Consider the following 13,711-nt stretch of genomic DNA (forward strand, 5'->3'; position numbering starts at 1 on the left):
GAGTAGAGGTATGAAGTTACTTGTTACGGGTGGGGCGGGTTTCATCGGTTCGGCCGTGGTGCGCCGCGCCATCGGAATGGGCCATGAGGTGGTCAACCTTGACGCGCTGACCTATGCGGCCTGTCTGGAAAACGTGGCCAGCGTGGCGGATGCCCCCGGCTACAGCTTCGAGAAGGCCGATATCCGCGACCGCGCGGCGCTGGGCGCGATCTTCGCGCGACACGCGCCCGACGCGGTGATGCATCTTGCCGCCGAAAGCCATGTCGACCGCTCAATCGACGGCCCGGCGGCCTTTATCGAGACCAATCTCGTGGGCACGTTCAACATGCTTGATGCCGCGCGCGCCTATTGGCAGGACAGGGGCCGACCCGAGGGCTTTCGCTTCCACCACATCTCGACCGACGAGGTTTATGGCTCGCTCGGGGCCGAGGGCAAGTTCACCGAAACCACGCCCTATGATCCGCGTTCGCCCTATTCGGCCTCGAAGGCGGGGTCGGATCATCTGGTGCGGGCCTGGGCCGAAACCTACGGGCTGCCGGTTCTGGTGACGAATTGCTCCAACAATTACGGGCCGTTCCACTTTCCCGAAAAGCTGATCCCGGTGGTGATCCTGAATGCCCTGGCCGGAAAGCCGATCCCGGTTTACGGCGATGGCGGCAATGTGCGCGACTGGCTTTACGTCGAGGATCATGCCGATGCCCTGCTGACGGTGCTTGCGCGGGGCAAGGTCGGCCGCAGCTACAACATCGGCGGCGAGAACGAAGCCCGCAACATCGACCTCGTGCACATGATCTGCGCCGAGCTGGACCGGCTGCGCCCCGGCGGCGCACCGCATGCGCGGCTGATCACCTTCGTTACCGACCGCCCCGGCCATGACCGGCGCTACGCGATCGACCCCGGCCGCATCCGCGAAGAGCTGGGCTGGCGGCCCTCGGTCACGCTGGCCGAAGGGCTGGTGCGCACCGTCGCATGGTATCTTGCGAACGAGGACTGGTGGCGCCCGCTTCAGGCACGGCAGGGCGTGGGCGAGCGGCTTGGGGTTGCGAAATGACGCTGCTGGTTTTCGGCGCAACGGGGCAGGTCGCGCGTGAATTGCAGCGACTTGCGCCCGATGCGCAGTATCTTGGCCGCGACCGGGCCGATCTGTCCGATCCCGCCGCCTGCGCGCGCGCCCTTCGGGACAGCGATGCCGACTGCGTCATCAACGCCGCCGCATGGACCGCCGTCGACGCGGCCGAAACCGCCGAGGCCGAGGCCTTTGCCGTCAATGCCGACGCCCCCGGCGCAATGGCCCGCGCGGCGGCCGAAAAGGGCGTGCCTTTCGTCCATATCTCGACCGATTACGTCTTCGACGGCACGGGCGACGGGCCGCGCGCGGAAGATGCGCCCACCGCGCCGCTCGGGGCCTATGGCCGCTCCAAGCTGGCGGGCGAGGCGGCGGTGCGCGCGGCAGGCGGCGCCCATGCCATTCTGCGCACTTCCTGGGTGTTCTCGGCCCATGGCGCGAATTTCGTGAAGACCATGCTGCGCCTGTCGCAAAGCCGCGACCGGCTGGGCATCGTCTCGGACCAGATCGGCGGGCCGACCCCGGCGGCGGCCATCGCGCAGGCGGTGCTGCGCGTCGCGGCAGGGCTGCGCGACGGCGCGCCCTCGGGGCTTTGGCATTTTTCCGGGGCGCCCGATATTTCCTGGGCCGGTTTCGCGCGCGAGATCTTTGCCCAGGCCGGGCGCGACGTGACGATCGACGAGATCCCGACCGCCGATTACCCCACCCCGGCGCGGCGGCCGCTGAACTCGCGGCTTGATTGCAGCGCCATCCTGGCGGATTTCGGAATTGAACGGCCGGACTGGCGCAAGGCGCTGTCCGATGTATTGCGTGAACTGGAGGTGTAGGATGCAGCGCAAGGGGATCATTCTGGCGGGCGGCACCGGATCGCGGCTTTACCCGATCACGCTTGGCATCTCCAAGCAGCTTCTGCCGATCTATGACAAGCCGATGATCTATTATCCGGTCTCGGTCCTGATGCTGTCGGGCATCCGCGAGATCGCCATCATCACGACACCCGAGGATCAGCAGCAGTTCCAGCGCCTTCTGGGCGATGGCAGCCAGTGGGGCCTGTCCTTCACCTGGATCGTGCAGCCTCGCCCCGAAGGCCTTGCGCAGGCCTATATCCTGGCGGAAGAGTTCCTGGCGGGCGCGCCCTCGGCGATGGTGCTGGGCGACAACATCTTCTTCGGCCATGGCCTGTCCGAGCTTTTGACTCGCGCGAATGCGCGCGACACGGGCGGCACCGTCTTCGGCTATCGCGTCTCGGACCCGGAACGCTATGGCGTGGTGGATTTCGATGCCGACGGAACCGCCCGCGCGATCGTCGAAAAACCCGCCGTGCCGCCCTCGAACTATGCGGTGACGGGGCTATACTTCCTTGACGGCAGCGCGCCCGCCCGCGCCCGCGACGTGCACCCCTCGGATCGGGGCGAGCTTGAGATCGTGACATTGCTGGAAATGTATCTGAGCGATGGCAGCCTGACGGTAGAGCGGATGGGCCGCGGCTATGCCTGGCTTGATACCGGCACCCATGCGAGCCTTCTGGACGCGGGCAATTTCGTGCGCACGCTGGAACAGCGGCAGGGCATGCAGACCGGCTGTCCTGAAGAGATCGCCTTCATGCAGGGCTGGATCACGCGCGAAAAGCTTCTGCAAGAGGCCGCGCGCTATTCCAAAAACTCCTACGGGGCCTACCTGTCGCGGCTTTGACCCCTCAATCCTTGAAAAAGACGACCCCGGGCTGGCCTGATAGCCGCCCGTCCGCAAAATCCAGGCCCAGATCGGCAAGATCCGCGCGGCCAAGCGCGCGCAAAAGCCCTGTGCGCGTCAGATCGCGCCCGCCTTCTGCAAGTGCCCGTGTCAGGATCTGGACGACAAGCCCGGCATAGACCTCTTCGGCGGAGCCCGGATGCACCGCCCCGGCACGCAAAAGGGCGCCACCGCCAAAGCCCGCCACCACGGGAACACCGCGCGCCTGTAGCGCCGGGCGATGTTGCGCAACGACCTCGAGCGGGGCGTAAAGCGGAATACCCGACGGCAGGCGAGCAAGATCGCCGGGCGTAAGTTCGGCGGCCAGAACCGCCACCGCCGCCGTCGTAACCCGCCCCCCCGGCGCGACGGGCAGGGCGCGGCCACCCAGCCGGGCCAGAAGGGCCCCCGTCAATGCCGGATCTCCAACCGGTAAAACCGCCACCGGCCCATCGCCATCATCCAGCGCCCGCGCGGCAAGGGCCTGTATGACCTCGGCCTCGGTCGCGGCAAGGCTGCGAAGCACCGTAGGATCCTCGGCCCCGCTCAGGGCGGGCAAAGGGAAAAGCACGGGCAGCCCCGCACCACTTGCCACCGTCAGGCTGATCCTGTCCGAGGCCACAAGACCGACCATCGCCGCCGCCTCGTTCGCAATGGTCGGGATCATCGTGTCCGGCCCGCCCGCAATGCTCCGGATCTCAAGCCGGCGGCCAAAGATGCCTGCCTCGGGCACGGCTTCGGCGGCGCGCGACAAGGCCTCTGCGATCTGCGTGGCGCGGGCCGCATTGTCGGGGGGAATCGGCACGGCAAGGACGATCCGATCGGGCAGGATCCCGCGCCGTTCCAGCGAAGGCAGGGTTGAAAGATGCTGGATTAGAGACGAAACTGTGGGATCATCCAGCCTGTATCGCGGCATTTGCCGACTGAGCGCGCGGCCCGCCGGATCCTCACCCGACGACAAGAGCCGCGCAAAGGCGCGCGCGTCATACTGCGGCCGGTTGGCCGCGGGCCGCGCAAGAACATCCCAGGTGATCGGCGGCACATCGCCTTCCGTCCCGCCCGCTCCGTCGCGCCCGTGGCAGTTGCGGCAGGCAAAGCGCGTGGCCTCGGTCGGGGTATTCCCGATCAGCGCCTGGCCCGGCGCGCCGGAAAGTCCGTCAAACAGCGCCCGGCCAGCAGAGGGCGGTTCGGCCCGCACGGCATGCGCCAGGCAAAGAACGGCAAGCGCAACAAATACGGCTTTCATGACCGCAGGCTGGTCAGCATCGCAATCAGCTCATCGGCATCCGGCATCGAGAGAGAACGATAGAATCGCCCCGAGTCCGGGTTTCCCACAAGAAAAATCGGATCATGAAGCTGGATATCGGCCACGTTCGCCCCCGCACTTCTGAGCACCCGGTCAATGGCCGCCCCGCTGCCGGTCAACCAGTACCAGTCGGCGCTTGCGCCGAAGCTGCGGGCGGCCGCATCCATCCGTTCGGGCGTGTCGGTCGTGGGGTCGATGGTGATCGAGACAAGCCTGACCGGCTGACCGACCTCGGTCCGGCGTTCGTCCACGAATTGCAGGATCTGATTGCCAAGCGGGCAGATCGACTCGCATGTCGTGTAGCTGAAATTGACCACGACAAGGGCATCATCGGGTAACAGCGCGGCCAGTTTCACCGGCCGTGCATGGCGATCCAGCAATTCGACATCGGGCAATTCGATTCGGGTCTGACGGAAATTGTCGCTGGCGACCGGCGCCCCCGAAAGGGTCAGCACGGCCGTGCCCACGATGGCAATCAGGACGGCAAGCCCGGCCAGAACGGGGCCGATCGTATTCCTGACGATCTTGCGCATCACTTCACCTCCAGCAAGACGGCACTGCCGAGCTTCAGATCGGGCGGCAGGCCCACGGGATAGACGGCAAAGGGCCCGGCATGTGGAAAGCGCAACCGCGCTTGCAAACGCCCGTCCGGGCCAAGGCGCGCCACCAGCCGCCCCACCCATGAGGTGGACAGGCTGGGCACCACGAACTCGGCCCGTTCCACCCGGATAGGTGTTCCCGAGATGTCTTGGAAGATGAAGCTCAACGCCTCTTCCCGTCCGGCCCGATAGCCACCGTCGGCCGAGACAACGCTAAGCATGATCGCCTGGGCCTGTGCGCGATCTGCCCCGCCCCGCACGTCGAAGCCAAGGCAGGCGGTCAGCCCACCGATCCCGGTGGTCAGGATCAGCTCATGCGGGCCGCCGGCGATCACCCCGACAGTTTCAAAAACACCGCCTTGCACCTCGCGAAAGCTGCGATCGGCCACGGCAACCTTCTGTGGAATGCCGCTGCGCAGGCGCAGCGATTCCATCGGAGGCATCTCTCCGACAGCCTGCGCATCATGCAGGATCCAGCCGGTCTGGGTTTCGGGATCGACTGCCAGAACTTGCGGCGAAGGCCAAAGCGGCATCAGAAGCTGCGCGCCGGCGGGCGGGGTGGCGGATTTCCGGCCCAGATCAACCTTGCGGATCTGAGCCCCCACCCCTTGACGGATCGAGCCAAGGTCGATCAACCCGGCAAAGCCGCCATCAAGCGAAAGCAGGTAACCTGCATCATCGGTAAAGACGAAATCCGTCACCCCGCCGTCGGTCAGCTCAAGTGCCTGAAGAACCTGCGCACGCGCCGGATCAAGAAGAGCGATGCCGCGCCCGCCGGGGGCGAAGGCCGCGGCAAAGCGCCCGTCGGGACTTATCCGCAGCCGCGCGGCCCTAAAGCCGAGCGGAACCGTGATCTCGCGTCCCGGATCGTCGGGAAAGAGGATCCGGCCCTGACGCCCGTCCCCGGACAGGCCAAGCACGGTGCCATCGGGCAGAACACCCAGATCGGCAAAGGGCGCGCGGGCCGGATCGGACAACACGATCCTGCCCGTCGCCCCTTCGACGACCACAAGGCCGCCCCCACGACCAAAACCCGCAAGCAACCCCGCATCGGGATCAGCGGGCAGGCGCAATTCCACCGGCCCGGGACCGGGGGCAACCGCAATCGGCGCAAGTGCCGGGCCGCCGATGCGACGGATGGTGCCATCCCCGGAAGCCGCCCAGACCCCGATCCCGTCCGAGGCGACAATGTCCGAAGGCTGCGAAAGATCCGGCGCAACCGGCGTGACCGCACCCGTCAGCAGCGAAAACGCCGTCAGACCGTCCTTCCCGGCAAAGCGCAACAGCGCACGCATCCGCGCAGTATCGACCGCAATCGTGTCCGGCACCTGCGTCTGCACCGCCGCCGCGATCATGTTCGAACTTTGCAGATTGAGCTTCGGGTCGATCACGCCAAGGCTTCCGTCCCGGTTCGCACTAAGCAAAAGCACACCGTTCAGATCCGTTGCACCAAGGGGAATGCGCCGTGTGACACGAAAGCCGCGTGCGGCATCCTCGCAGCTTGTATTCCCCGCGGAATCGGGCCGAATCCAGCCCGCAAGCGCAACCCCGCGCGGTGCACGTCCGGTCACGGCGTCGCGCAACGTCACCCGCAGACCCACCGGGCGGCCGCTTTCGGGCCGCATCACCGCGCCGGTATCGGGATCGAAGAACTCCAGCCCCGCGGTCAGGCTGGCGACGCGGTCTTCTGCCCGCGCCGCGCCTGGCGTCAAGCAGACTAGGGCGGCAATCATCGCCGCGCGGATCGCCTCAGGGACAGCTGGACGCATCGGCATTGCCGAACTCCGCCTCTGGTACGACATCGAGAAGCCCCCAGGTGCCGCCCGCGCGCAAATGCGTGGGTCCATCATGCCACAGATAGCAGCCCTCCCGCATCGACTCATGCAGCGACGCGGTCAGGGATTTTCCGGGCGCCAGCAGTGCGGCATGGGGGAACCCGAAGCCCGGGAAAAGATCGTTGTAATCCTGACCGATGGTGATGAAGGCCCGTTGGCGCGCCCGGCCGCCCGGATGCACGAGGTGGATCACCACCTCTTCGCCGGCGGCTGCCCGCAACACTGGGACCGGCTGATCCTTGCGGAACACGCCCGCACCGAAATCGAACGCATTCAGGTTGAAGTGCCGCTCGGCCAGGGCGCCATTGCCCTGCGTGCCACGCAAGGCACGCGCAAAGCTTGCACTGCGATAGTTCACGCCCTGCTCACCCCAGTCATAGCTGTCATCGCAGACCTGGCAATTCGCAACCAGACGGGGGAAGACCGCCTGCGTCATGGCGGGCGGCAGATAACCCTCGAACCGGTCGGCAGAACCATTGTCGCGCAGGTTCAGCCCATCCTGCCAGAACAGGGTGAACTGGCGAATCCGGTGTTCCTGACCGGCCTCGGGGCGGGTCACGATCCGGCTTTCCCAAGGTTTGCTGTCGGGTCCAGGAACCAGCACGAAATCGCGGCAACCGTTCGGCACCTCTCCCGCCTCGCACGGCAGAAGATCTGTCCCGCCCTCAAGCTCGATCCGCGACACGTCCCCCGACAACTCGGCGCTTTGCGGATTGACGTTCACCGCACCGAAAAGCCCGTGCGTGCCATGCCCGATGACATCGCCCGCGGATTTGAGCGGCAGTGCCCCATAAGCATAGGGAATGAAGTGAATCCCGCCTGATGCCGCACCCGCGGCGAAATTCGCCAGAAGCAGGGCCATGTTCCCCCGATCGGCTTGCGCCACCAGCGCGGCCCCGTCCGAAGGCCCGGCCCCTGTCAACACGGTCATGGCAACCGGCCGGCCGGCGGCAAAAAGCGGAAAAGCGGGGTCAGGTGCGGGAATTGGGCGGATCTCGGCACTGATCGCGCCCAATGCACCAAGACTTGCAACCAGCGGATGCGGCACGCCCGACGGCGCCTGGAACGCGGCCTGCAAGGCGGTATTCGTGACCGCCACGGGATCGTAATCCCTGGGCGCCGAGGCGCGGCCCGCATAGAAGCTCAGAAGCTCGATCTGGCCGCTGCGCGGCGCGTCGGGAGCATCGGGCACCATCGACAGCGGCGCATCCGGCCCCGCCGCCAGACCAATCCCCGCAAGGGCCCAAGTCGCATTTGCACCGAAGGGCATCGCCACCGATTGGCGATGGTTCAGCACCGGCAACGGCAGCACAAGTGCGAAGCGCGCCGAAGGCCGGACATTCGCGGCATCCTGCTGCACGAAGGTGGCGGGTTGGTTCCCTTCGCCCTCGGGCCCGGACCAGTCCGGCTCGATGTTCAGCGGCACGATCTTCGGCATCGGAGCATCGCCCAGATCGTCCAGAAGCCCTGTGCTGCGCCCCTCCCCCGTGTCGCGCAACGCGTTCAGCACGGCAAGCTTCACGCAATCGCCCGCATTGACGGGCAATACGAAAGGCTCTGGCCGGGCATAGGCTGCACGTACCGCGGCCCGCACGCGCGACAACGGAATGTTCTGCCAGCTTGCGGGATCTTCAAGCATGGCGGGGGAAACACCGGCCTCGGCCCCCGGCGCGATCAGGGTGCGCGGATCGACCAGCGCCAGAAACAGCCCGTTGCGGTCAAACAACCCCGGCGCGTAAGGGGTGCCCGTGGCGCCCGTTTCGGGGAAGGGCGAGAAGACGGCCGCGACCTCGATCGCAACGGCGGCGGCATGAACGACAGGGGCGCGATAATCGCAACCCGCGACGATATTCACCGGCTCCCGCGCGGGGGTCGGGCTGGCGGCCTCGGCCCCGCCACCGGTCCGCGCGATACCTGCGCGGGCGGCCACTTCATCGAGCGTGGGAATCTTGCGCGCGGCAACACAGGCGGCGCGCGCCGCGGAGTCCTCGCCTGCCTCCGCCGCGCATGCCTGCTCGGTCCGGGCAAGGGCGGCCATGCGGCCGGCATGGACACGAAACAGCCCCCAAGCCCCGTTCCAAAGCGCGTCGACCGATCCGAAATGCAGCAGTGTATCGCTCGGCCCGTCTTGCGGAGCGGTGGCCTGCGGCGGACGCAGGGCGCGTTCGATCATAATGTCCTGGCGAAAAGCGCTCTTGAACTCGAAATGCTCCGAGATACCCACTTCTTGCGCGGCAATCCTGCCCTCTGCATTGAAACACTCGGCCAGGAAGGCCTCGTGCCGGTGCCAGAAGGGCGCATCCGCCGCCCCGACCCCGCCCGGGCCAAAGCCATGGCGCAGCCAGGTGGAATACTGGTCGGGCCGCCCCGCGCGGGCGGCGGCCAACCCTTCGCAGGCCTGCGTCAGGGTGTTGCCGGACGATACATCCTCAAGCGGGGGCATCGCCGCGGCGAAGGCCTGATCGACGTGACGCGGCCATGTAAAACCTTCGAGTGTAAAGCTGTGCTGAACCTCTTGTGCGCCCTGGATCAGGCGGAACTGCACCTTGTCTCCCGACAGGCTTTCCAGAACCGGCGTTTCGGGATCACCGTGCAACGCCGACAGGAAGACATTGGCCATATCACCCTGCGCACCCGCCCTCTGGCGGTGAACCGAACAATGCTCCTCCACGCCTTGGGCAAGCCCCTCGACCCAATGTTCCAGCGGCCTGAGCGCACAATCCTCGCCTTCCGACAACCCCTCGCCAATGCGCAGCGGAATGGGCGCGCCGCGATAGTTCACAAGATAGGGGTCGTGGTGATCGACCGAGATGCTTTCAGGTCGTTGCGGGGCGGCGATGGGGCGAGCCAAGGGCGCCGTGGGCGCAGGCGCAAAGCCCGCGGCCTTCTGGCGATAGGCCAGCAGGTGCTGTTCCAGCGCGGCGGCCTCGGCAGCGGTCACAAGATCGGGAATCAGCCCATCGCGATGCGCGGCGAGATCGCCGGGCCGCCCCGCCGCTAGCCAGGCCGGGGGCAGATTTCCGGCAAGGCCGTGGCTGGTCGCGGCTCCGACCTCGACAGCCGCGCCGCACACCGATTTCAACGCCTGCGGATCGCCGGCATGACGCAGTTCGCATGCCAGCGTGGCCATGCCCTTGAGGGTCGTTTCCGACCCTGTTCCACCCGAAAGTGCCGCCTCCAGCGCGGCAGGGGTCGTCTTGTCCCGCGGATCGTAGAGCGTGGCGAAATCGGCCACGGCAAGGGCAAACTCGCGGTAGCTGCGGTCATCCCCGTCGATCGCATCGGGATCGAGGATCACCTTGCGCGCACCCACATCGCCCGCACCCGCCACCACAAGTGCGCGGTCATTGCGCTGCGCCGTGCAGGCACCGTCGCCCCTGTCCGGGCAGGTCTGAGAGCGTTGTGGCTCGATCACCAGGGCGGTGTAGAAACCGTGCTGCTGGATCGAGGAGGGGCCGAAATGGTCATGGCTGAAGACCGTCTTCAGCGTCCGGTCCGCCTGTCCGCCCGTCCCGTCGCCATCGGCGCGCGTGGCGCTGAGGATCGGATCGGCGAACCAGCGCTGCACCGTGGTCTGGAACAGGCGCGGATCGGCACCGCGCGGGCGGCGCCAGATTTCCTTGAACCCGTCCGAGACGACCCAATGCGTGGTGCCACTTTCAGGGTCCGTGACCTCGGTGCAAAGCCCCGCCACCTCGCGCAGTTCAAGCGCGAAGGGCGCGCGGGCGGGGTTGGTGGTCATCCCGGCCTCTTTCGCGGCGCAAATCCGGGCGGCGATCTCATCGGCGGCCAACGTGCCGTCTTCGTAATTGAAGCCGTTGCCCGAGCCGTCCGAAGAGGTCACGTCGAATTTCACCAGATGGATATGCTGGCCGATCGTGTCGGTCGGGGTTCTGACCTGGAAATCGTCCAGTTCAAGGTCTTTGGGCAGTTCGTTGGTGTGGCGGAACTCGATACACTCGCCCGAGAGCGCGCGGAAAAAGAACGGTTCCTCCCCGGCACTGATACGCGGCGAAATACGGCCCGTGCCTTCCTTGTAGCTGTCCGAAACCGCCGTCAGTACGTTGATGCGCGCCTGCGGATCGTGCCAGCCCGCGCGATTGGTCACCAGATCGAGCTGCACAGCCGAAGCCGCATAGCGCCTGTATCCGATCACGCCGGGGTCCGAGGTAAAGCTGGCCGGAAGATCCGTTCCGGTCACGAACGGATCGGCTTCATGCAGAAGGACGGGGCCGGATAGCGGCTCTGTTACACCGGAATTCACCGTATAGAGGATTGGCCGGTCTGCCTCGGAGGGCAGCAGTTTGCGCACCCAGTTCGACACTTCCCGCGGTGTGGCACGCACGCGCTCTGCCTCGGGGATGCCGGCGGGATCGGTGCCGGCCGCGGAAAAGAAGACCGGACGGCCCTGATGGCTGTAACCATCGGCCTCTTCGGTCAGGGTCGCAAGGCTGTCGGGCGCCCCACAGGGGTCGGCGAAGGGAGCACCAGGCTTGGGAGGCGCGCCATTCACCGCGAAAACCCCGCCGGCCGAAGCATAGCCCCCCAACAGCCTGTCAAACACCGACGGAGTGCCGTCGGGCTGCGCAAGGTTGGGCCCCGCCGCCCCGGCATGGAACGCCATGGCCGCGCGCTCCAGCGCGGTACCGTCATAAGGCAGAAGCTCCAGCTCCAGCTCTTCGGGGTGCATCGTCATGTCCCCAAGCGCGAGCGCCTTTGCCACGATCTGCGAAAGCTGCTTTTCGCGGGGCGTCTTCTGACCGCCGTTGCGGGCCTCGGACATGGCCCCGGCATCGGGGACAGCCGGCAGTTCGGGCACCGAGAAGGGGAAAACCCGCGTGCCACCCGCAACCACATGGCGCGGCAGACCGCCATCAAGGAAGCCGTCCTCCCCGGTCGGATCGACATTGCGCGCAAGGTCCATCGGCGCCTGCGGAGGGCGATGCCCCGGTCGGCCCGCGACATAGAACGGATAACCCGGCATCGCATCAAGTGATTCAGGCTCTGTTCCAGCGATTTCTGGCACATTTCCATAGCTGGGAAGAATCGGCCAAGGCTGCCCCGGAAGCGGAACGACAGCCGGTATCGGGGTGCCAAGCGCGCTTGCAGCACCTTCGGCGGGCGCGATCCAGACCCCGTTTTGTGGATCGACCGAACCGCTGCGTTTCATCGCCCTTGTCTCGGCGCTCATCTCAGCCAGTGACAGGGCGGGCTCATGCTGGCCATCGGGCAGCTTGCGGCTGCCATCCTCCAGAACGTCATGCACGCGCCACAGCTCCCACATGCCTTGGGCGAAGTGGGGGTAAAGGTGGCAATGGAAAATGGAATCGCCCACCGTGCGGTTGCGATTCCCTGCCCCAAGCGTGTCATACCATCCCTGCGCCCCGTCCGTTCCACGGCGATACAGCTCGGCCCCGCCGCCATAGATGCGATAGGTGAAGCCTTGCTGCGGCGCCACCGTCTGCGAATCGAGGTAGGCCCCGCGATTGGCGTCATTGCCGCTGAACCATTGATGCGCATGAAGGTGGAAGACATGCGTCTCTTTGGGGCCCGCATGAAAATTGCGAAACACCACCGGATCGTTGAGATAGGAGTGGTGGACATTCGACGGATCGTCGCTGAACTGTTCCAGCAGGGCGGGGTCGCCATTGGCCCAGGATGTCAGGAAGAACTCCTCATAGAGGCATTCGATGCAGTCGGCCGCAGGCCCAATACCCTTGCGATTGGCCAGAAGCATCGCCCCCATGCCGCTTGCACCGTAATTTATCGCAAACCCGTCGCGCACTCCGGCCAGTTGGCCCTCGGCAAAGTCGTTCAACTCTTCGAAATTGCGGGTAACGAAGGTTTTCAGCTCATCATGGAAGAAAACCGAGAACTCGCGGAAGATAACCCCTTCGCGCGTGCCTTCGGGCGGGCGATGCACGATCGCGTTCAGGTCCGAATGCACCAGTTCGTAAGCGCCCGCACCTGCATCGCGCAACATGTTGAGAATGGGGATACCGTCCTGCGCGGCCTCATAGGCGGCAAGATCCTGGGCGTTCTCGACCGCGTCCAGCCGTCCATCGGCGGTACGCGTCAGTTGCCAAGCATGCGCAAAGGCCGCGCGGGTCAGCTGGCTGCGATACCATTGCGTTCCGCCCGGTTCGGCAACGATCGCACCGAAAAGGCCATGCGTGATCGAGCCACCACCGCCCTCACCCCCCGAGGGCGCCGCGTTCGAGGCCATGAAATACGGCCCCTCTCGCTTGACCGCATAAAAACAATCCACCGCTTCGCCGGGGGCAAGCGCGCCAAACCCGGTGCAACGCATGTCCGGCATTGCATCCGCGGTCCGGCCAACCGGGGTCAGCCCCTGCAACGAAAAGCTGACCCCGCGCGTGCGAGGCCAATCACCATCAGCGGAAAGCGGATCCGTGCCGTCGACATCCTGGGCAGGCTGCGCCGCCTGTGCAGTATCGCAAGCTGCTTCGCCATGCTGGACCTCGGCCGAGTCGCCCCAGGAAACCCAGTCCCGAAGGGTCTGGAACAGCGCGCCGGGATGGGCCGCGGGCATGCGGCAGAAGGTCTGTGAAAAACCCGGCTGACCGGGACGCAACAGGTTGGTGACGCGAATATGCAGCAAGTCGCCGACATTGGCGCGCAACGTCAGCGGACGGGGCCGCTTGCAATCCTTCAGCCGCACCGCCCCAGCCTCGAGCGGTGCATCGAGGCTTTCCGTGCCCAGCATCGCATCGCAATCGTCGGCGTTGATGGCGGTCGGCGCTACAGTCATCGGCACCACGTCCCGGCGCAACGCGAAGATCATCCCGAAGGGATTGAACGATCCGAACCGATTATAGACCAGCGCCTGATCCAGCGCGACGACATCGGCACAGACGGTCCGGCCAAGCCCCTCATGCCCGCCATGCAACGGCGCGCAATCCAGCACCGACATATCGTCGGAATCGGTTTTCGCCGCAGCCTGAGCAGCACCCGGAACGGCGCCGAAAGAGGCGGCAAGAAGTAATGCAGAAAGCGAAGCATAACGCATTTTAATCTTCTCCAGGTTTAGTCAATCCGGAGGCGCCTGATCGTGAATATCATCACTAAATCAGTGAAATTGGCGTCACTATTCGGAAATCCTACTCCGAACTTGACGTTAGGTCAAATTCGGAGAACTCTACCTATTCTAGAA

Annotated in this window: 7 protein-coding genes; 3 read left to right on the forward strand and 4 right to left on the reverse strand. The window is 65.8% G+C overall.

The window, feature by feature from the left end:
- The first annotated feature begins 10 nt into the window (after positions 1-10).
- From rfbB to rfbA, 3 genes are read left to right on the forward strand one after another with little or no spacing between them, the layout of a single operon-like run.
- Entirely contained in the window at positions 11-1,051 is a 1,041-nt protein-coding gene (gene rfbB, locus AC4PTO_RS16570) for a dTDP-glucose 4,6-dehydratase (RefSeq protein ID WP_492730372.1), read from the forward strand.
- Positions 1,048-1,893: a dTDP-4-dehydrorhamnose reductase gene (gene rfbD, locus AC4PTO_RS16575; protein ID WP_492730374.1), complete on the forward strand. Its 846-nt coding sequence runs from the start codon at positions 1,048-1,050 to the stop codon at positions 1,891-1,893. The genes rfbB and rfbD overlap by 4 nt, the downstream gene beginning before the upstream one ends.
- Before the next feature lies 1 nt (position 1,894).
- Positions 1,895-2,758, forward strand: a complete 864-nt coding sequence (rfbA, locus tag AC4PTO_RS16580; protein ID WP_492730376.1) for a glucose-1-phosphate thymidylyltransferase RfbA — start codon at positions 1,895-1,897, stop codon at positions 2,756-2,758.
- Between the two features lie 4 nt (positions 2,759-2,762).
- On the opposite strand, the gene AC4PTO_RS16585 is transcribed toward rfbA, so the two are convergent.
- The 4 genes from AC4PTO_RS16585 to AC4PTO_RS16600 are packed head-to-tail and all read right to left on the reverse strand — an operon-like array spanning position 2,763 to position 13,567.
- Positions 2,763-4,043 carry a hypothetical protein gene (locus tag AC4PTO_RS16585; protein WP_492730378.1) on the reverse strand — a complete coding sequence of 427 codons (1,281 nt, stop codon included), beginning with the start codon at positions 4,041-4,043 and terminating at the stop codon, positions 2,763-2,765.
- The gene (locus AC4PTO_RS16590; protein WP_492730380.1) at positions 4,040-4,636 is read right to left on the reverse strand and encodes an SCO family protein; all 597 of its coding nucleotides are present in this window, start codon (positions 4,634-4,636) and stop codon (positions 4,040-4,042) included. Before AC4PTO_RS16590 ends, AC4PTO_RS16585 begins: the two co-directional genes overlap by 4 nt.
- Positions 4,636-6,471: a WD40 repeat domain-containing protein gene (locus AC4PTO_RS16595; protein ID WP_492730382.1), complete on the reverse strand. Its 1,836-nt coding sequence runs from the start codon at positions 6,469-6,471 to the stop codon at positions 4,636-4,638. The genes AC4PTO_RS16590 and AC4PTO_RS16595 overlap by 1 nt, the downstream gene beginning before the upstream one ends.
- Positions 6,452-13,567, reverse strand: a complete 7,116-nt coding sequence (locus AC4PTO_RS16600) for a hypothetical protein (RefSeq protein WP_492730383.1) — start codon at positions 13,565-13,567, stop codon at positions 6,452-6,454. The genes AC4PTO_RS16595 and AC4PTO_RS16600 overlap by 20 nt, the downstream gene beginning before the upstream one ends.
- Between the last annotated feature and the right edge of the window lie 144 nt (positions 13,568-13,711).

The sequence above is a fragment of the Rhodobacter maritimus genome (assembly GCF_058747975.1).

Bases quoted from the DNA above. Each gene is read 5' to 3' on its own strand.
- rfbA (WP_492730376.1), top strand. From the start codon at position 1,895: ATGCAGCGCAAGGGGATCATTCTGGCGGGCGGCACCGGATCGCGGCTT.
- AC4PTO_RS16590 (WP_492730380.1), bottom strand. From the start codon at position 4,636: ATGCGCAAGATCGTCAGGAATACGATCGGCCCCGTTCTGGCCGGGCTT.
- AC4PTO_RS16585 (WP_492730378.1), bottom strand. From the start codon at position 4,043: ATGAAAGCCGTATTTGTTGCGCTTGCCGTTCTTTGCCTGGCGCATGCC.
- rfbB (WP_492730372.1), top strand. From the start codon at position 11: ATGAAGTTACTTGTTACGGGTGGGGCGGGTTTCATCGGTTCGGCCGTG.
- rfbD (WP_492730374.1), top strand. From the start codon at position 1,048: ATGACGCTGCTGGTTTTCGGCGCAACGGGGCAGGTCGCGCGTGAATTG.
- AC4PTO_RS16595 (WP_492730382.1), bottom strand. From the start codon at position 6,471: ATGCGTCCAGCTGTCCCTGAGGCGATCCGCGCGGCGATGATTGCCGCC.
- AC4PTO_RS16600 (WP_492730383.1), bottom strand. From the start codon at position 13,567: ATGCGTTATGCTTCGCTTTCTGCATTACTTCTTGCCGCCTCTTTCGGC.